Below are 17,734 nucleotides of genomic sequence, written 5' to 3'. Positions count from 1 at the left end.
GAACTGTCTGCGCATCCGCTCGTATGTGTGGCGCGGCCTGTGGCTGGCGGCCCTGGCCGGCGCAAGCCTCTATCTCGCGGCGGCCGAGCGTCTGCCCGCGCCGGCCGCCGCTGCGGCATCAGCGCTGCGTTCGGTGCTCGGCGAGGCGGCCAAGCCGGCGGTTCAAGCCGCCTCGGCCGTGAAGGAGGCGGTGAAGACCACGCCGAAACCGGCTGACGTGGCGGCGTCCGCGGTGAAGGCCGTGCTCGTGCCGCTGCTGCCGGCGTCGGCCCCCCATCGGTGGCCGCGGCTTCCGCCCCCGCTTCTGCGCCCACGTCCCCGGCGCCATCGGTCGCCGCCTGCCTGCGCACCAGCGACCTGGTGGCCGCCTGCCAGCCCGGTCTGCAGCTCTCGCTCAGCCCCATCGCGCTGCCCACCGCGCGCATGGGCCTCGCCTACAAGACACGCCGGCTGGTGAACGGCGGCAACGCACCCTACCGCTTCGAGGTCGTCGACGGCAGCAAGCCCGAAGGGCTCGACTTCACCGCCGACGGCACGCTCGCCGGCAAGGCCATCGGCCCGGTACGGCCCTACAGCTTCACCGTGCAGGTGGCCGATGCGTCGTCGCCGGCGCTGACCGTGCGCCAGGCCTACACGCTGCGCGTGGAGCCGCCGCCCGTACCCAAGCCCCCCGCTCCCGCCAGTGCCCCGGCCTCGGCGCCCGCCGTGGTCGCCGCACCGGCACCCGCACCGCGCCTGCCGCAGGTCACGAGCTACATGCTGCTGCAGGAAGACCTCGACGACATGTTCCCCAAGCCCAAGGCCCCGGCACCCGCCGCGTCCGATGCGGCCGACGGCGTGTCACCGCCTGCCCCGGCCGCCTCGGAGCCGCGCCGCCGCGTGAGGCCACGGCACGACGGCCCACCGCCGCCCTATGCCGAAAAGATGCAGGCCATGCTGGCGCCGATGCTCAACATCGACTACCCGACCGCCAGACTCTTCGCGAGCGCCCTTGAAGCGCGCCGCTGCACCTACTACGCCCAGCAGCTCGCCGAGGCCACCAAGACCGCGGTCATGGCCAACGAGCTGCGATGCCCGAGCGCCGATGGCAACGCCCCACCACACCCGGGCAACGCGCTGCTGCCGCCCACGCTCTATGCCGACCTGCTGCCCGCGGCCGTGAAGCGCGACCTGGTGGCGCGTGCCGAATGGCCGCATCTCTTCTCCGAAGCCGCCCCCGTGAGCTGGACCGACAACGGCTGTGGCTGCGTGCCGCCACTGACCGACGAGCTGGTCTATGGCTTCTATCCCTTCTGGGAGGCGCGCCCGAAGGAAGAGCAGCAGATCCAGTTCAACCTCTTCAACCGCATCGGCTACCTGGGCGCGCAGATCACCGACACCGGCGAGATCGTCACCGCCACCTCGCTCACGCCGCAGAGCGCTGGCTTCGCGAGCCACGCGCGGCGCTTCGGCACCAAGGTCGACCTCGTGATCCACCGGGCCGAATGGGCGCGCTTCCTCGCGCTGCCCGACGGCGAGGTGATCGTCGACCGCGCGGTGCGCGACACCGTGGCGCTCGTCGACGCGCCCTACACCGACTTCTCGACGCGCCTGAAGAACTTCCTGCTGCCGTTCTGGGACCAGCCCGTCCACACCTTCGACGGCGTCACCCTCTTCTTCGACAACGCGCCCACCGACGCCGCGGGCAAGGAGAAATTCCGCGCGTTCTACCGCAGCTTCGTGCACAAGCTCATCGCCGCGATGCAGAAGACCCAGCGCCCCTACATGCTGGGCATCGTCGTGCCCGACCACGAGATCGGCGAAGACGGCGCCTACGGCTTCGAGCAGCTCATGGACTACCTGCGCCTCGCCCAGCGGCCCGACAGCCACCGCCTGCCCGATGGCGCCGAGACGGCCGACTACATCGGCACCACCGACATCACCGTCAACTTCCTCGTGCTCATGCACGAGCCCACCGGTGCGGCCAAGAAGGCGCTGCGGGCGCGCATCGACAACACCGAGGTCATCCAGGGGCACCGGCGCGTGGCCTTCCTCAACGCGGTGTCGCCGGTGATCTTCCATTCGGGCGGCGAGCCCAAGGCGCCGATCGAGAGCGTCGACAAGCCCCGCCTCGACCTCGACCTCGCCTACTTCAAGTGGCAGTACGGCGGCGCCGCGGTGTGGCCGATGCCCGAGGCCGACACGGTCAACGGCCAGGCCATCAACGCCGCCCTTGCCCACAACTACGGCTTCGCGAGTGCCGCCGGCAGCCTGGGCGCCGCGTGCGATTTCGTCTGCCCGCACCGCACCGGCGTGCGCCTGCTCTTCATGGGCCTGCTGCTGGCCGAAGCGCTCGCGCTCGGCCTCTACGTCTGGGTGTGCGCCGTGCGCCGCTTCGGCCGGCCCTACATCGCCGGCCTGTGGCTGTGCGGTGTGCTCGCGCTCGCGGTCGGCCTGGCACTCCTCAGCTGCGACCCGCAGCTGGAGCACCTGCGCCGCGGCAACGCCTTGCTGATCGCACTGCTGGCCATCACGGTCGCCGGCGGCATGTACTACAGCCTGCGCCCGCGCATCGCGCCGCCTTGAACCCCAGGGAGCACCGCCATGTCCTCGATGAAGGCCCAGAAGACACGCCAAGCGAGATCGCCCTCCGAGACGCGCGGGGTCGCGCAGCGCGAAGTCGACCCCCACCGCGCCACCGAAACCGGCAACACCCTGCGCGATAGCCAGCGCCTGGCGGTGCAGCGCCGGCAGCTGCACGCGAGCTTCGGCCCGGCCGCACAGCTGCGCGATGGCGAGCCCGGCCCGTTTGCCGAAAAGATCGAAGCGGGTGTCGACCCCCAGTCTCTCGGCCTCGTGCCCGCTCAGGGGGAACACGCACTGGGCGACACCGCCGGCGCTGCGCAGGTGTTCCAGCTCGCCCGCTGGGAGGACCACGGCGCCAAGAAGATCAATGGCATCTGGATCTTCAAGGACGAAGGCAAGGCCCGCCTTGCACTGGAGGCCGAGCTGGGCGCATCGAAAGACAACCTCAAGGAGGCCGACTGGAAGCTCGGCATCGAGTTCGCGATGAACCGCGAGGAAGGCGCCGACAGCGCGCTCAAGCTGATGTTCGGCACTGCCGCGGAAAACCTGCGCCTCGCCCGCATTGCCGCCCGCAAGAAGAAAGTCAGCGATGCCCAGTTGCTGAGCGAGATCGACGGCGCCGGTCTGGGCGACATCGCCACCCGTGCGCTCAAGCTGGGCGTCACCCTGTACATCGAGGGCAACCTGAACGGTGGCATCGGCGATTCATGGACGCAGAGCGAGGTCAACGACGCCATCGACGAACTGGACTTCGACAACTTCGAACTCATCCCCATTCCCGACAAGAAAGAAGGCGACGAGCGCACCGGCATCGTGATCCGCGACGCTCACAAGGCCAGCAACAAGGCCCAGCAGGGCAAGGGCAGCATCTACCGAGGCGTCGACGTGCAGGCCAACGTCAACATGTTCGTGCTGGGCAAGCTGGTGCAGGTGCACCTGAATGTGGGTTGAACGCTGGATCCCGGTCCAACCAGGAAGCGGACGACTCACCCTATATTCCGGTTCCCCGAACACCGCCAGAGGGTCAGCATGTCAGCAGGAGATTGGAAGGACCTTTACCAAGCCGCAGTCGATGGCGATCTGTCGCTGCTGCAGTACCACCTGAAGGAAGGCGTCAACCCCAACTACCAGCATCCCGAGATCCTGCGCACCCCGCTGGTGGCCAGCCTGGTCGAAGGCCATCGGGAGATCGCGCACTACCTGCTTGCGCATGGCGCCGATCCGAGCCTTGTCTCGGAACTCGACAACCTGACGCCCTTGCAGGCGGCCAGGAAGCACGGGCGCCAGGAGTTCGTCACGCTGCTGCGCGAGCTCGGCGCCAAGGACCCGCGCCAGCCGTTCTGGTGGCGCTGGCTTCCCGTCTGAGGCCTGTTCGCGTCACACCGTGCCCTCGCCCTTGGCCCGGCAGCCCAGGCCGCCGCTCGTTTGTTCAATCGATTGGCGCGAGGCCTCGGGGTCGATGAAATAGAGGCGCCTCAGGCCGGTGCCCAGGGCCAGCAGGTACTGCCGGGCCACGTATTGTTCGGCGCGCGGGTCGCCGCCGTTGGTGACGAAGAACGGCTGGTCGCCGGCGCCGATGCCACCCTCGCCGTTCAGGAAATTCATGCCGGGCAGAAACCTGCCGCCCGGGAAGGCACCCGCCACCCGCCGCACGTCGAGGCCGGCTGCCACCAGCTGCTGCACCGCCCGCCGTTCGTAGCCGAACATGCGGCTGGCATGCGCGGCCAGGCGCGCGAGTTCGCCTTCGAGGTCTTCGCCGAGCTTCAGCCAGGCTGCGAAGCCGGCCTCGCTTTCCGAGGCCGGCTTGAGCTTCAGGTAGTCGGCGTACATCCATTCCTGCTGCAGCTCGAAGACCGCCAGGCAGTCGTTGACGATCACCTGCCCCGGCCCCATCAGCACCATCGACATGTCGAGGTGGAACTCCCCCGCCTGCTCGATGAAGAAGATCAGCTCGGGCAAGACGCGGTAGTCGAGCGAGATCGCCTTGCGCACCTCGGCATCGCTCACCGTCTCGACGTCGCGCCCAAGGCGCGCCGCGATGACGGCGCGTGTGGCCTCGGCGCCGTCGCGCCCGACCAGCGCGTAGCCCTTGCCATCGACGGTCGTGCCACTCAGCAGGTTGCCGCCCTCGATGTGGCTCGCGTTCTCGTAGGCCTTGAGGCCGCTGGCGTGGGCCAGTTCGAGCTTGTCGCGCTCGATCCGGTTCTCGGACACCGAGGCGCCGATGCGGCCGATGTCGTCTTTCTCGCGGTCGCTCGGGCGGCCATAGAAGCCGCGGCGTTCGCGCGCCTCGGGGATGCTCCTGCCCGGCGACTCGGCGGCCAGGCGAATGCGCCGCGGGATGTGCACCGAGCCATCGGTGTGGAAGTCGCCGCTGTCTTCCGCCCACGGGTTGTGCTCGTGGGGCACGGGCCGGATCTGGATGTTCTCCAGCGCGGCAGGGTCGTCGACCAGTTCGTAGAACTTCTGGATGCGCTCCTCGGGCACGGTGGCCACGACGACGAACCCCTCGGCGCGCCCGGCGAGGGCCATCTGGCGGATGTAGCGCGCACCCACGCGGCCTTCGCTCGGGTTCCAGTTCATGTGGAAGGCCGAGGGCTTGAACGACAGATCCTTGGGCACCACGCGCGACGTGTCGCCGCCCTTGCTCGACGAAGGCGCCGGCTCGGGCAGCTTCTCCTTGCCGAGGCCGAACCTGACCGGCGCTGTGGCCGAGCCGCGCAAGGGCCGCACCGCCGGCTTGGGCCGGGCACCGAGGCTGTACGACGTGAGCGGGCGCGCGGTGTCGGCCTCGGGTGCAAGGTTCAGCACCGCGGTCGACTTCTTGAGGCGATCGAAGTCGATCCACTCAGGGTCGCCGTCGGCGTACTCGCGGCTGTCAGGTGGCGAGCTGAGCCTGCGGATCGACTGCACCTTGGCGCTCGTGCCCTTCACCTCGAGCACGATGCCCACTGAGCCGTCCTGCATTTCCACCACGTCATCGCGCGCCAGCGGCTCGCTCGGCAGCGCCTTGGGCTCCATGTAGTGGGCGAGCTTGGAGAGCAGCGTGCCCGGCTGGCCGGGCACCCTCAGGTTGAAGGTGCCATGCGGCTCGGGGTCGGTCACCATCGCGCGGATCGCCGCCTGCACTTTCGCGTCGCCGTGCTTCGCGACAAGCGCCTTGTACGGGGGCTTGGCCGCGCAGGTCTGCACGATGGCCGTGATCTTGCCTTCCACGTCATCGTCTTTCACGCCGAAGATGCCGACGAAGCGCTGCACGGCCGCCGCGCCGAACGCCGCCGACAGCTGCTCACGCTGCGCCACGCAGCGCGGGCTGGCGTCGAGGGCCGCGGGCGCGGCCGGGCGGTGTTCGAGCGCCGGCACCGCGTGCCGGTGGGCGCCGTCGGCGCGGGCGGCGTGCTGGTGGCGCGTCATGATGCGTGGCGCCAACAGGCCCTAGCTGCCGTAGACGACGAGCACCCGGCCCGTGCCCTTGAGGCGCGGGTCGTCTTGCGCCACGTCTTCGATGTCGCCATGCGCCGGGTCGCGGATGGCGAAGCGCCGGTGGCCCACCGTGCCCGACACCGCGTCGACCACGATCACGTGCGCCTTCACCTCCAGCAGCAGCGCGCGCCCGCCGGTCAGCAGCCCGGCGAGTTCCTCCGGGCCCTTCGCCGCGGTCTCCTCGAAGGGCAGGCCGAAGTACTCGTCGAAGACCTTGGGCAGGTTGTGGAAGAGCAGCCCGCTTTTCCTGATCTGCTCGATTGTCATCACCCGCTCGTCAAGGTACGCGAGCAGGTCCTTGCGGTCGACCGGCACCCCGGTCAGGCCTTCCACCACCATGCGCATCGCTTCGATGCTGCACGACTCCTTCCATTGCTGGCGGTAGGTCGGCAAGGGGCGTGGCTCCAGCTCGGTGCGGTAGAGCGCCTTGTCTTCCCACCATTCCCAGTCGTAGGGAAAGTCGGGCTCCTGCCACCACTCGATGCGGCCGGTTTCCTCATTGAAGAAACGCATGTCGTTCTCGCCGCCCGGCTGAATCCAGCCCAGCTGCGCCCAAATGCCGATCCACTCCGCGTAGGTGTGATCCTCCCGTCCGAGCTGGTTGATCAGCCCTTGCAGGTCTTCATCGTCCGTGGCCGTCACCACCTCGAACCACATCAGCTGGGTCTCGGTGTTGAAGAACCAGCGCAGCCCACCGAGCGGCCGGTCCCACACCATCACGATGTCGTCGAACTGCTTCCACTTCGCCTGCATCACCGGCACCTGGGTGCCAAAGGCTGCGGCGAGTTGCCGGCGCTGAGCGACCATGCGCGCCGACTGCCCGAGCCGCTCGCTCAAGAGGCCACCCTCGCCGCCTTCGCGCGTGGCGGGGCTGCGCTCCTCGCGCTGCTTCGGTGCGGGCTGCTCGGCGTGTGGCATGGGCTCGCACGATGCTAGGAAGCGCGCTGCCGGCGGGCCATCGGTGATTTGCGGATTCTGGCGGGCCAATCTCAGCAATTCACCGATGGCGCCGCGGCCGGCGGGCTGCGATGCTCCAACAGCCCTTCTGCGCCGCCATGAACCTCATCGAACGCGCCACCGTCATCCACTACCACCGCCAGCGCATCGCCGAGCACGGCTGCGGCGACGTGAAGGCCCTGGGCTGGGTGGGCGAGGCGAGCCAGCACGACCGCTTCGAAGTGATGGCCAATGCCGTCGACTTCAGCCACGGCTGCGTGATCGACCTCGGCTCCGGCACCGGCGACCTGAAGACATTCCTGGACACGCGCTTCGACGGCGTGAGCTACCTCGGCATCGACCACGTGCCCGAGTTCATCGCACTGGCGCGCGAGCGGCACGCGGACGACGATGACGCCCATTTCGAGCTGGGCGACTTCAACACCCTGCTGCTGCCGCGTGCCGACCATGTGGTGGCCTGCGGTTCGCTCAGCTACCGCAGCGGCAACCCTAACCACCTCTACCAGGCCATCGCCAGGATGTACACCGCCGCGGCGCAGACCGTGGTCTTCAACGTGCTCGATGCGGCCTGCTTTCCCGAGCACCCCTTGCTCGTCGGCCACCCGGTGGACGAGGTGCTCGCCTTCTGCCGCCACCTGGCGGCGCGGGTCGAGATGGTGCGCGGCTGGGCCGGCGACAACGTGACCGTGGTGATGCGGGTGGGCTGAATGCGCACGGCGTCACAGCGTTCGCCCTTTCCGGCCCATGCGGCGGCGGCCGCGCAGTCGGCGCGCGGCTCGGCCCAGCATGGGGCCGACCACCCGCTGTGGCACAGCCCGCGCCTGGTCGCCCAGCGCGCCGCCATCGCGGCCACCTTTGGCGGTGACCACAGCAGCAGCGCAGTGGTGCAGCGGGTGCCGGCCGGGCGCTACATCACCACCGAAGACGGCAACCTGCGCGACGTTCACAAGGCCGTGATCGTCAACGTCAAGCAGGGTAGCGAAGCGCGTGTGCAGGCCGGCGCCGCCACCGAGACCTTCAAGCTCTCCGGCCTCTCGTGGCCGAAGGCGCACACCTGGACGCAGGTGCTCGGCCGCGAAGGCTGGCTCAAGGACAGCGTGCTCGGCACCGCCGTGCCCGAGCTCGCGCCGGCCCATGACGACCTGGCGCTCGAGCCGCTGCGCACGACCCGGCCCACACCCACGCCCACCCGCAGCGTGGCCATCGGCGTGAGCACGCGGGGTGGCCAGACGCAAGCGGAAGCCCCTGCCACCACCAGCATCGACGAACTCAATGCCCACCAGCAGGCCCAGGACGAAGCGCTCGAATACCCCGGCGTCGCCCCCGGCGCACGGCCCCTGGGGCTGGGCAAGCCTTCCGCGGCGAACCCGGCCGACTACCGCGTCCAGATCAACGGCGGCAACCTGTACGAGCGCACCGGCCAGCACCTGCTGACGGTGGCGAAATCGCCCTTCGTGCTGAGCACCGATGGCCGGCTCTACGGAGGCCAAGGCCAGACCCACGTCCTGGAGGAGCAGATGGCCAAGCACGGCGATGCGCACGTGGGCTTTCCGGCCTGGGCCGGCGAGATGGGCGTGGCCAACGGCAAGGTCATCTACATCGACAACGAGAGCGGCACCTTCAAGCTGCGCGACCAGGCCAACATCAACCTGATCAAGTTCCTCTACCGGCGTGGCGTGCTCAACGCCCAGCAGGTGCCTCAGCTCGACGTCAAGCGCGTCGCCAGCTGGGGCCTCGACCGCGGTGGCGTGCTGGGGCCCCACCACGTGCTCGACAACTGAACCTTTCTGCCAACCCCAAGGAGCAGCGCCCATGAAGACCCGTCTCTCTCACCGACCGCCCGCCTCCGGCAGCGCGGCGGCGGCCGACGTGCAGCGCCGCGCCGCCACGGCGGCGCGGAGTGCGGCCCAGCTGCAGTCCAGCGAGCGTTTGACGGCCCAGCGCCGCCAGGTGGAAGCCGCGTTCGGGCAGGCCGCGCAGCGCGAGGCGATGCCCGAAGAAGAGCTGCAGATGAAAGCGGTGCAGCGCGTCGGGCCCGAGGAGGAAGAGCTGCCCGTGCAGGGCAAGATCGCCCCGCTGCAGCGTGCGATCGAGGAAGAAGAGCCGCTGCAGGCGAAAGCCATCACCCAAACCGAGACCCAGGCCGAGTCCAACCAGACCGGCATGCCCGACACGCTGAAGGCCGGCATCGAGTCGCTCTCGGGCATGGACATGTCGTCGGTGCGCGTGCACCGCAACTCCGACAAGCCGGCGCAGCTCAACGCCCTCGCCTATGCGCAGGGCAATGACATCCACCTCGGCCCGGGCCAGGAGACCCACCTCGCGCACGAGGCCTGGCACGTGGTGCAGCAGCGCGAAGGGCGCGTGCAGGCGACGACCCAGCTGCAAGGCGTGGGCATCAACGACGACCACGCCCTCGAAAGCGAGGCCGATGCGATGGGCGCACGGGCGCTGGCGGCCGCACCGCAGCGCGACCCAGGCTGAGCCGAGTTCAGTGCGCCGTCAGTGGCGCTGCCCTTCGGGCGTGAGCATCAGCGCCGAGCTGCGCACCCGCAGGCTGCCGTCGGCCAGTTCTTCCACGCTCTCGCCACCGGCCAGGCGGTACTCGACCTCGCCGTTGGGCTCCCAGTGCTCCTGGCCATCGGTGGTCAGCGACTGGTCCTGCACGAGATGCTCGTAGGCGCAGACCTTGTACGTCTGGCCATCGGCGCCGCGCGCGGGAAACGAGTCGAGCAGATGCAGCTTGTAGTTCATGTCGGTCTCCTAGATGTGCGAGAGACTGGGATCACAGCCAGCGGGCCCGGGTTCACACACCGGGCATGACGGGGCCCTACTCGGCCCGGGCGCCCAGTCGCCCGAGCTTCACCAGCCAACGTTCGCGGTGTTTCGCGTCGCCTTCGATCATGCCGATCAAGGTCTCATGGATGGGAGCAATGCCCACGAACCCGAGGATGTTTCTCTCCAGGGCCTTGAGGCTGTGCGCGCGAAAGATCCAGCGGTAGGCCAGCGCCGGCATGCCCATCGTGACCACGAGCCGCGCCGAGCGGCCGGCCAGCAGCTTCTTCGGAAAACCCTGGCCGTCCATCTTCGACAGCGCAAAGCCGGGGCGCGCCACCTGCTCCAGAAAGCCTTTCAGCAAGGCCGGCATGCCGCCCAGCCACAGCGGGAAGACGAACACCAGGTGCTCGGCACGCAGGATGGCCTCCTGCGCCGGCTTCAGGCTGTCGGGGGTGGGACCATCGTCCCAGTCGGCCTTGCTGCGCAGGAGCGGAAAGTCGAGCTGCGCGATCTCGCAGGTCTCGACACTGTGGCCGGCCCGGCGTGCACCGTCGGCGTAGGCCTCGGCCAGTGCGTGGCAGTAGTGGCGCGCCGTGGCGTCGGGGTGGCCCTGGAGGATGAGGATTCGTTTGCCCATGCACGATGCTGGCAGCGCAGGGGCAGCCCAACTTTGCGCCAGCTCAAGGCGCCACGCTCGGGCGGCCGTGGGACATCCCCGACACGCACGCGCCCTGTGTTCCGATGGCCTTCACGCCACGAGCGCGCCACAGTGGCCTCACCGCTTTCACAGCGCATCTGAGGACCCACCATGGCAACGAGCAGCATCCTCGGCGGCAACGCCGCCCCCCAGCGACCCCGCGGCACTGGCACCGACCTGCTGGGCCCGAGCGACAGCTCCGACTCCGGCAGCGACGTGCAGGGCGAACGCAGCCTCGCCACCGACATCGACGACGGTGGCGCAGGCGCCCTGCCCGTCGAGACTCGACAGCGACACCGATTCCACCGGCACCGGCGAGCGTGGCGCAGCCACCGGAGCCGACCCCCGGGATGGCGACGACATCCTGCCGAACCGCATCATCCGCACCTCGGATGCGCTGGACAATGCCGACCGGCTGGAGGTCGACGAACTGGTGGCCGACGACGATTTGCAGGACGAGGAGATCGACGGCGTCGACGAGTCCGACGAAGGCCCCGACGGCCCCGCGCGGCACTGAGCCGGCTACCCCACGCAGCAGCGGTTACGGCCGGCCGTCTTGGCGGCGTACAGCGCCTGGTCCGCACGCTCGACCATCACCGCGAGCGTGTCGCCCGGCGAGGGGCTCGCAAGGCCGGCCGAGAACGACGCCCGCAGCGACGGCACGCTGGCCGACACCTGCTGCGTGGTGAAGCGCTCGCGCAAGCGTTCGAGCACGACGCGGGCGTTCTCGGCACCCGTCTGTGGCAAGAGGATCAGAAACTCCTCACCGCCCCAGCGGGCCGGTACGTCGCTTTCGCGCACCGTCTGCCGAACCGCCTGGGCAAACGCCTTCAGCACCTCGTCGCCCACGCCGTGGCCGTGGGTGTCGTTCACGCGCTTGAAGAAGTCGAGGTCGAGCAAGGCGATGCTGAAGGGCTCGCCGCCGTCGCGATGGCGCTCGACGTATTGCGCCAGCAGCTCGCTCACGTGCGCCCGGTTCGACAGGCCCGTGAGTTCGTCGTGCGTCGCGAGGTCATGCAGGCGCGTCAAGGCCACCTTCAGCTCTTCGCGCTGCGTCTTCAGCCGCTGCTTCAGGCGCTTGAGCTGCATGCTGTTGAGCAGGCCCGTGGGCAGCGTGCACGCCATCAGCCCCCACAGGCAGAACTGGACCTTGGGCACGTAGACCTCGGGATCGAGCGCGCTTGCCAATGCCATGACGGCCGTCATCAGCAGGATGGCGAACAAGGTGATGAACCTCGCCTGCCGGACGTCGAGGTTGACGACGGCCGACGCCATCGACAGCACCAGCAGTGGCAGCATCGCCGCGTGCATCGGACCCGTCAGCGCGTAGACGATCGCGATCCACAACAGCGCGACCACGATCTGGACGAGGGCCAGCGACGGGTCGCGGAAGCGCTGGCTCCACCCGCTGCGAAGCGCCAGGTAGACGGCCAGCAGCGTGAGGGCGCGCCCGACCACGAGCGCGACCGCGAGGCCCGTCGACATGATCCCGACACTTGCGCAGTAGGCCGCGATGATCGTGCCCACGATGTAGGGCAGGCCGCTGACCAGCGTGCGTGAGATGTAGAGCCGCATCTTGCGGTCGTGGCCCAGCAGCCAGTGCCAGCGATCCGGCGCCGGGTTGTCCGGTGCGGTGTGCACGTCGGTGGGGTCAAGCGTGTGCATGGACCGTGCTCTGGGTGTGAGGGCCGGGCAGTGCCGAGGGCGGCACCGGCGCGATGGCGCTGCGCCCGCGCCCGCCCTGCTTGGCGGCATAGAGCGCCTGGTCGGCGGCGTCCATGACGGCCGACGCCGGGTCGCCGCGCCGATGCAGGGCCACGCCGGCCGAGAAATTGATGGTCAACGTGCCGGTGGGCACGACGAGCGGCTCCCGCAGCAGCCGCTCGCGCACCCGGTCGACCTGCGCCATGAGCTGTTCGCATGAGAGCCCGCGGGTGCTCAGCACCAGGAATTCTTCGCCGCCCCAGCGCCCGATCACCTCGGTGGCGGGCAGCACCGCCTGCGCCACACGGGCAAAGGCGGCAAGCACCGCGTCGCCCGCCGCATGGCCGTGCTGGTCGTTCACCTGCTTGAAGTGGTCGATGTCGAGCATGGCCAGGGTCAGCGGTGCGTCGTCGCGCTCGGCACGCGCCAGGTGGTGCGCGAGCACCGATTGCATGTAGCGCCGGTTGTGCAGCCCGGTCAGGCCGTCATGGTTGACGCGCTGCTGGATCTGGTCGAGCGTGGCGCTGAGTTCGTTGCGCGTCTCGCGCTCGCGCTGGCGCAGCTGCGCGATCTGGTGCCCCGACCAACCGAGCATCAGCACCGTGACGACGAAGCTGCCGTAGACCAACACTGCCTCGCTGACGGGGTAGATGACCGGGTAAAGGGCGCTCATCGTGGCCATGGTCGCGCCGATGAGCAGCAAGGTGTAGGCCTGGACCACGTACACCGCCGGCCCGCGCAGCGCGAACACCCCGTAGGTCACGGTCAGCGCCGCCGGCATCAGCATGCCGGCGTGGGCCTCTCGCATGAGGGCGTAGCCGATCGCATCCCAGGTCACCGAGGCCAGCATCTGCGGCAGGATGAGGCCGGGGTCGGCGAAGCGCCGCGACCACCCGCTGCGCAGGGCGAGGAAGAAGCCGGCCATCGTCACGAGCATCGCCACGACGACCGGCGCCACGAGCTTCGGGTCCATCAAGCCGGCCCAGCCGCAGTAGATGACCAGCAGCATGCACGGCACGTAGGTCGCAAGCCCGGTGGCCGACACCTTGGTGTTGAAACGCTGGGGGCCTTCCGGGCCCAGGAGCCAGTCGGCGAGCTTGTCTTTCAGGCGGGACATGGTCGAGTTGCAGAGAGGAGCCACGCGGACTCCTGGAATGCATTTCGGCCTCGCACCCCGGCAGTTGAAGCCCCCCTTCCCGTCGAGGCCTGCCGCCTGTGCAGGAAGTCATGCTTTTCGTGCCTGACCCTTGTACAGCGCCACGTAGCGCTCGGCGCTCTGCGCCCAGCCGAAGCGCTGCGCCATCGCACGCTGCTGCAGGCCGCGCCACAGGGCGGGCTGGCGGTAGCAGCGCAGCACGCGCATCAGCGTCTCGCGCAGGTCGGCGGCACTGTCGCGCTGGAAGACAAAGCCCGTGCCATCGGGCCCAGAAGCGTCTCGCACCGAGTCGGCCAGGCCGCCGGTGGCGCGCACCACCGGCAAGGTGCCATACGCCTGGCTGTACATCTGGTTCAAGCCGCAGGGCTCGAAGCGTGACGGCATGAGGAACACATCGGCCCCCGCCTCGATGGTGTGGGCAAGAGGTTCGTCGAAGCCGGTTCGCACGGCCACCTGACTCGGCAACTCGGCGGCGAGCACGTTCAGCCGCTTCTCGTAGCGAGGCTCGCCACTGCCGAGCACGGCGAGCTGCGCGCCCTGCTTGAGCAACCAGTCGAGGTTGTCGAGGATGAGGTCGATGCCCTTCTGGTCGGTGAGCCGGCTCACGATGCCGAAGAGCGGCGCGTGATCCGACACGGCCAAGCCCAGCTCCACCTGCAGCGCCTGCTTGTTGGCCGCCTTGTCGTCCAGACAGCCTGCGCCGTAGCGCGCCGGGATCAGCGGGTCGCTCACCGGGTTCCACACGCGGGTGTCGATGCCATTGAGGATGCCGTGCAGGTCGGCTTGGCGCGCCCGCAACATGCCGTCCATCCCGAAGCCGAGCGCTTCTTCCTGGATCTCGCGGGCGTAGGTCGGGCTCACCGTGGTGATCACGTCCGCATGGCGCAAGGCGGCCTTCATCATGGAGATGCGGTCCCAGTGCAGGAGGCCCTCGCCTTCGACCTGCATCCAGGCGTCGGGAAGGTCGAGCACCTGCTGCCGGTCGGGCGGGAAGTTGCCCTGGAACGCGAGGTTGTGGATCGTGAAGAGGCTGCGTGCCCGCGGCGGCGGCATGCGGCGCAGGTAGGCCGCGGCCAGCCCGGTGGGCCAGTCGTTCGCATGCAGCACCTCGGCCTGCCAGTCTTTCCAGGGCGTGGCGCCCGACGCAATGCGCGCCGCCACGTGGCTCAGGAAGCCGAAGCGCTCGGCGTTGCTCGCGTAGTCGACGCCGCGCTCGTCGCCATACGGCCCGCCGGCCAGGCCAAAGAGGTCCGCACAGTCGAGCAGCCAGAGGCTGAAGCCGGGCTGTGCCACCCGCACCAGCTCGGCCTCGGGCCACACTCCATCGGCCGGGAGCGTGACGCGTTGCGTGCCTTCGCGAGCCAGTGCTGCGAGCGAGCGGTAGGCGGGCATCAGCACCCGCACGTCGTGGCCCAGTTCGGCCAGTGCCGCGGGCAGCGCGGCGCTCACGTCACCCAGGCCGCCGGTCTTGACCCAGGGTGCGCATTCCGGGGTGACGAAGAGAACCTTCAGCGCAGCCGCCGCGCTCATGCACCCGGTGCTGGGAAGTGCGCCCGAGGCACGACCACGACGCCGTTCTCGCTGACATGGAAGCGTTCGCGGTCGCGCGCCAGGTCATGGCCGATCGTCTCGCCGGGCGGGATGTGGTTGTCGAGGTCGACGATCACGTTGCGCAGCTTGGCGCCGCGCCCGATCACGTTGCGGTCCATCACGATGCAGCGCTCGAGCACCGCATCGGGCTGCACGCTCACCGCGCGGCGCAGCATCACATGGTCGAGCTGGGCGTCGTTGACCACGCAGCCCGAGCCGAGCACCGAGCGGCGGATCACGCCGCATTCGATCTTGGCCGACTCCGACTGGTCGGCACTCGCGTAGATGGGCCACTGGGCGTTGGTCATCTTGAAGCGCGGCGTGGCGCCGAGGGTATCGAAGTGGGCGGCGAAATAGGCGTCGATGGTGCCGACGTCTCGCCAGTACGCCTGTTCCTCGTAGTCGGCCACGCCCGGCACCACGTTGGTGGCGAAGTCGTAGGCCATCAGCTTGTGCGTCTTCATGAGACGCGGAAGGATGTGCTTGCCGAAGTCGCTCTCGCCCTTGTCATGCGCGGTCTGAAGCTCACGCGCCAGCACGTCGGCCGAGAAGATGTAGTTGCCCATCGAGGCCAGTGCGTGGGTCTTGCTGCCGGGCATCGGGCGGCAGGTCTGCGGCTTTTCCTGGAAGTCGGTGATGCGAAGGTTGTCGTCGGTCTCGACGATGCCGAAATGCGGGCTCTGCTCGCGCAGCACAGGCAGCGTGGCCACCGTCACGTCGGCGTTGTGCGCCTTGTGGTGGGCGATCATCTGGCGCACATCCATGCGGTAGATGTGGTCGGCGCCGAAGACGGCCACGATGTCGGGTTTAAAGGTCTCCATCAGGTGGAGGTTCTGGTAGACCGAGTCGGCCGTGCCCTGGAACCACTCGGGCCCGTTGCGCATCTGCGGCGGCACGACGGTCACGAAATGATCGGGAATAAATCGCGCCAGCTGCCAGCTTTGCCGCACGTGCTCGATCAGCGCCTGTGACTTGTACTGCACCAGCAGGTAGATCGAGTAGATCTCGCTGTTGACGAGGTTGCTCAGCACAAAGTCGACGATGCGGTGCTTGCCGTTGAAGGGCACGGCGGGCTTGCATCGGTGTGCCGTGAGCGCATGCAGGCGCGTGCCCTCTCCTCCCGCCATCACGAAAGCCAGCACGCTGTCGTTGGGTTTGTTCATGGCTCGGTTCTCGTCGTCATGGCGAAAACCGGGCAAACGGCGTGCCGTTCTCCCTGAAGGCCTACTCGAGCGCTTTCTGGGCCATCAGGAAGGTCGCCGCATTCCAGCTCTGGCCGGCCATGCCCATGGGCTGCAGCGTCTGGCCGTGGAACCACTCCGTGAAACGCCAGCCGTCCAGGCTGCACACCTGGGCAAGCTTGGCGAGTTCGTGCCGGGCGGCCTCTTTCTTGCCCAGCTGGGCCAGCACCATCGCCCAAAAGCCGCCCACGAAAGGCCAGATGCCGCCGTTGTGGTACTGGTGCGGCTGGTTCTGCTGGTGGCGGTTCATGTAGGCGCGCCAGAGCTCGTCGTCGGGGGTGATGGGGTGGGTGACGACGCGGATCGGGTACGGCTGCGAGGCCCGCGCCTCGTTGAAGGTCTGCACGATCTCGCGCGCCATCGATTCGTCGGCCAGGCCGTAGAGCACCGCGAGCAGGTTGCCGAACACATCGCCCTCCTCGCCCGCGAACGACAGGTTGACGAAGCTCAGGTACAGCCCCGGGTCGCGCAGGCCGCGGCGCGCATAGTGGCCGAGCAGGCGGCCGCGGCGGTATTCGGGCAGGTCTTTCTTGAACGGGTGGAACAGGTGGTTGAAGTGGTAGTGCGTCTGCTCCAGGTTGGGCAGCTCGTACAGCAGTTTCACCCGGTACCACAGGGCATTCGTGTAGAGCACGAAGCCCGAGCGCGGCATGATGTCGGCCCAGTCGCTGGCCTCGTTCTGCTGCAACAGGAAGAAGCGCTGGTGCTCCTGCGCCAGCAGCCAGTGCAGCGCGCGGTCGATCTGCGGGCCCCAGCGCGCGTCGAGCCCGCCAATGCGGCTGTGGCGGCGCAGGTGGTCGATGGCGATCAGCCACCACAGCGTGGCGTCGATGCAGCCGAGGTACCAGAAATCGGCGTCGAGCCCCTCCGGGTCGACGTATTTCGGGATCTGCCCGTTCGGCGCCTGCAGCAGCGCCAGCGATTCAATGCTCGCCACCGCGCCCACTTCCAACGCCTCGTCGCCGGTGCCGGCCATCGCGAGCACGCAGATGGCGGCGTCGCGTCCGAAGATGCGGGTGTAGCTGCGCGCCTCGGCCGCCTCGGTGCGGCTGGCCGCCAGGATGCCCTGCGGCGTGAGGTTGTCGCGCAGCAGTTGCAGCGACCGCGCGCTGCACTCGTCGACGAGCGAGGTGGCGTGGTCGGTGCCGTGGTGGGTGAAGGCGCGGCTCAACGGCGCAGTCTCGCAGGGCGGGGGCTCATCGGTCCTTGGACGGCGGAGTGTCCGGGCAGTCGGGCGGCTGGCAGGCGCCGGGGCGCAGGGTCCAGTCGGTCGCGTCCTTTTCGGTGCGGATGCGCTTCTCGGCCGCCATCGCTGCAGTCGGCGAGATCGGGTCGCTGGCCGGGAAGGTCTCGTCCAGCGCTTCGTCGAGCAGCTCCTGGTAGGTGGGCACCTTGTCGGATGGGACCTGCCCCTTGCCTTCGAGCCGCTCCTCCGAGCGCTTCACGTCGCGCGGGTCGCGGGGCGCGGTGGGCCTGGTCGATTGTTTGGGTGTCTTGCGTTCGCTCATGGGGTCCTCCTTGTACGGCGGTAAGCGGGTATCGGATGCATCGCGGCATCGGAAT

Annotated in this window: 16 protein-coding genes and 1 pseudogene; 7 read left to right on the top strand and 10 right to left on the bottom strand. The window is 68.9% G+C overall.

Annotated elements, in window-relative coordinates; genetic code table 11:
- The first annotated feature begins 279 nt into the window (after nucleotides 1–279).
- From LRS03_RS04260 to LRS03_RS04250, 3 genes are all read left to right on the top strand, one after another.
- A complete protein-coding gene (locus LRS03_RS04260; RefSeq protein WP_257824015.1) occupies nucleotides 280–2,565 on the top strand; it encodes a hypothetical protein in 2,286 nt (761 codons plus the stop codon).
- A gap of 18 nt (nucleotides 2,566–2,583) precedes the next feature.
- Nucleotides 2,584–3,516, top strand: coding sequence for a hypothetical protein (locus LRS03_RS04255; protein ID WP_257824014.1), 933 nt, complete (start codon nucleotides 2,584–2,586; stop codon nucleotides 3,514–3,516).
- A gap of 78 nt (nucleotides 3,517–3,594) precedes the next feature.
- Nucleotides 3,595–3,930: an ankyrin repeat domain-containing protein gene (locus LRS03_RS04250; protein WP_257824013.1), complete on the top strand. Its 336-nt coding sequence runs from the start codon at nucleotides 3,595–3,597 to the stop codon at nucleotides 3,928–3,930.
- Between the two features lie 12 nt (nucleotides 3,931–3,942).
- Here the strand turns inward: LRS03_RS04250 and LRS03_RS04245 are convergent, their stop codons facing one another.
- Both LRS03_RS04245 and LRS03_RS04240 read right to left on the bottom strand, forming a co-directional pair.
- Nucleotides 3,943–5,979, bottom strand: a complete 2,037-nt coding sequence (locus LRS03_RS04245; protein ID WP_257824012.1) for a hypothetical protein — start codon at nucleotides 5,977–5,979, stop codon at nucleotides 3,943–3,945.
- 21 nt (nucleotides 5,980–6,000) lie between these two features.
- A complete protein-coding gene (locus LRS03_RS04240; RefSeq protein WP_257824011.1) occupies nucleotides 6,001–6,966 on the bottom strand; it encodes a hypothetical protein in 966 nt (321 codons plus the stop codon).
- Between the two features lie 137 nt (nucleotides 6,967–7,103).
- Here LRS03_RS04240 and LRS03_RS04235 point away from each other — a divergent pair, with 137 nt between their 5' ends.
- Genes LRS03_RS04235 through LRS03_RS04225 form a run of 3 tightly spaced genes read left to right on the top strand, consistent with a single transcriptional unit; the run spans nucleotide 7,104 to nucleotide 9,489 of the window.
- Nucleotides 7,104–7,712, top strand: a complete 609-nt coding sequence (locus LRS03_RS04235; protein ID WP_257824010.1) for a class I SAM-dependent methyltransferase — start codon at nucleotides 7,104–7,106, stop codon at nucleotides 7,710–7,712.
- Nucleotides 7,713–8,786, top strand: coding sequence for a hypothetical protein (locus LRS03_RS04230; protein ID WP_257824009.1), 1,074 nt, complete (start codon nucleotides 7,713–7,715; stop codon nucleotides 8,784–8,786).
- 31 nt (nucleotides 8,787–8,817) lie between these two features.
- On the top strand, nucleotides 8,818–9,489 hold the full coding sequence (locus LRS03_RS04225; RefSeq protein WP_257824008.1) for an eCIS core domain-containing protein: 672 nt from the start codon (nucleotides 8,818–8,820) through the stop codon (nucleotides 9,487–9,489).
- Between the two features lie 18 nt (nucleotides 9,490–9,507).
- Here LRS03_RS04225 and LRS03_RS04220 read toward each other — a convergent pair whose 3' ends face one another.
- On the bottom strand, nucleotides 9,508–9,759 hold the full coding sequence (locus LRS03_RS04220) for a hypothetical protein (RefSeq protein WP_257824007.1): 252 nt from the start codon (nucleotides 9,757–9,759) through the stop codon (nucleotides 9,508–9,510).
- A gap of 76 nt (nucleotides 9,760–9,835) precedes the next feature.
- On the bottom strand, nucleotides 9,836–10,420 hold the full coding sequence (locus LRS03_RS04215) for an NAD(P)H-dependent oxidoreductase (RefSeq protein ID WP_257824006.1): 585 nt from the start codon (nucleotides 10,418–10,420) through the stop codon (nucleotides 9,836–9,838).
- A 316-nt stretch (nucleotides 10,421–10,736) separates the two neighbouring features.
- Here LRS03_RS04215 and LRS03_RS04210 point away from each other — a divergent pair, with 316 nt between their 5' ends.
- Nucleotides 10,737–10,997: a hypothetical protein gene (locus tag LRS03_RS04210; protein WP_257824005.1), complete on the top strand. Its 261-nt coding sequence runs from the start codon at nucleotides 10,737–10,739 to the stop codon at nucleotides 10,995–10,997.
- 5 nt (nucleotides 10,998–11,002) lie between these two features.
- Here LRS03_RS04210 and LRS03_RS04205 read toward each other — a convergent pair whose 3' ends face one another.
- The 6 genes and pseudogenes from LRS03_RS04205 to LRS03_RS04180 all read right to left on the bottom strand — a co-directional run bounded on the left by LRS03_RS04205 (nucleotide 11,003) and on the right by LRS03_RS04180 (nucleotide 17,679).
- The gene (locus LRS03_RS04205; RefSeq protein ID WP_257824004.1) at nucleotides 11,003–12,145 is read right to left on the bottom strand and encodes a GGDEF domain-containing protein; all 1,143 of its coding nucleotides are present in this window, start codon (nucleotides 12,143–12,145) and stop codon (nucleotides 11,003–11,005) included.
- Entirely contained in the window at nucleotides 12,132–13,301 is a 1,170-nt protein-coding gene (locus tag LRS03_RS04200; RefSeq protein WP_257824003.1) for a GGDEF domain-containing protein, read from the bottom strand. The genes LRS03_RS04205 and LRS03_RS04200 overlap by 14 nt, the downstream gene beginning before the upstream one ends.
- 108 nt (nucleotides 13,302–13,409) lie before the next feature.
- Nucleotides 13,410–14,870, bottom strand: a complete 1,461-nt coding sequence (glgA, locus tag LRS03_RS04195) for a glycogen synthase GlgA (RefSeq protein WP_257824002.1) — start codon at nucleotides 14,868–14,870, stop codon at nucleotides 13,410–13,412.
- Nucleotides 14,871–14,884: 14 nt separating this feature from the next.
- A pseudogene (locus tag LRS03_RS04190) lies at nucleotides 14,885–16,093 on the bottom strand (glucose-1-phosphate adenylyltransferase); the annotation flags it as partial.
- A 61-nt stretch (nucleotides 16,094–16,154) separates the two neighbouring features.
- Entirely contained in the window at nucleotides 16,155–17,342 is a 1,188-nt protein-coding gene (locus tag LRS03_RS04185) for an amylo-alpha-1,6-glucosidase (RefSeq protein WP_257824001.1), read from the bottom strand.
- Between the two features lie 25 nt (nucleotides 17,343–17,367).
- Complete coding sequence (locus LRS03_RS04180; RefSeq protein ID WP_257824000.1) at nucleotides 17,368–17,679, bottom strand: hypothetical protein; 312 nt, start codon at nucleotides 17,677–17,679, stop codon at nucleotides 17,368–17,370.
- Nucleotides 17,680–17,734 lie beyond the last annotated feature (55 nt).

The sequence above is a fragment of the Rhizobacter sp. J219 genome (genome assembly GCF_024700055.1).
Lineage (GTDB): Bacteria > Pseudomonadota > Gammaproteobacteria > Burkholderiales > Burkholderiaceae_C > Rhizobacter.
Note: the sequence above shows the minus strand (reverse complement) of the source record. Positions and strands in the feature narration are given on the sequence as shown.

What these genes read in the sequence shown, in the direction of transcription:
- LRS03_RS04255 (WP_257824014.1), top strand. Translation starts at nt 2,584, where the DNA reads ATGTCCTCGATGAAGGCCCAGAAGACACGCCAAGCGAGATCGCCCTCC.
- LRS03_RS04250 (WP_257824013.1), top strand. Translation starts at nt 3,595, where the DNA reads ATGTCAGCAGGAGATTGGAAGGACCTTTACCAAGCCGCAGTCGATGGC.
- LRS03_RS04245 (WP_257824012.1), bottom strand. Translation starts at nt 5,979, where the DNA reads ATGACGCGCCACCAGCACGCCGCCCGCGCCGACGGCGCCCACCGGCAC.
- LRS03_RS04240 (WP_257824011.1), bottom strand. Translation starts at nt 6,966, where the DNA reads ATGCCACACGCCGAGCAGCCCGCACCGAAGCAGCGCGAGGAGCGCAGC.
- LRS03_RS04235 (WP_257824010.1), top strand. Translation starts at nt 7,104, where the DNA reads ATGAACCTCATCGAACGCGCCACCGTCATCCACTACCACCGCCAGCGC.
- LRS03_RS04230 (WP_257824009.1), top strand. Translation starts at nt 7,713, where the DNA reads ATGCGCACGGCGTCACAGCGTTCGCCCTTTCCGGCCCATGCGGCGGCG.
- LRS03_RS04225 (WP_257824008.1), top strand. Translation starts at nt 8,818, where the DNA reads ATGAAGACCCGTCTCTCTCACCGACCGCCCGCCTCCGGCAGCGCGGCG.
- LRS03_RS04220 (WP_257824007.1), bottom strand. Translation starts at nt 9,759, where the DNA reads ATGAACTACAAGCTGCATCTGCTCGACTCGTTTCCCGCGCGCGGCGCC.
- LRS03_RS04215 (WP_257824006.1), bottom strand. Translation starts at nt 10,420, where the DNA reads ATGGGCAAACGAATCCTCATCCTCCAGGGCCACCCCGACGCCACGGCG.
- LRS03_RS04205 (WP_257824004.1), bottom strand. Translation starts at nt 12,145, where the DNA reads ATGCACACGCTTGACCCCACCGACGTGCACACCGCACCGGACAACCCG.
- LRS03_RS04200 (WP_257824003.1), bottom strand. Translation starts at nt 13,301, where the DNA reads ATGTCCCGCCTGAAAGACAAGCTCGCCGACTGGCTCCTGGGCCCGGAA.
- glgA (WP_257824002.1), bottom strand. Translation starts at nt 14,870, where the DNA reads ATGAGCGCGGCGGCTGCGCTGAAGGTTCTCTTCGTCACCCCGGAATGC.
- LRS03_RS04180 (WP_257824000.1), bottom strand. Translation starts at nt 17,679, where the DNA reads ATGAGCGAACGCAAGACACCCAAACAATCGACCAGGCCCACCGCGCCC.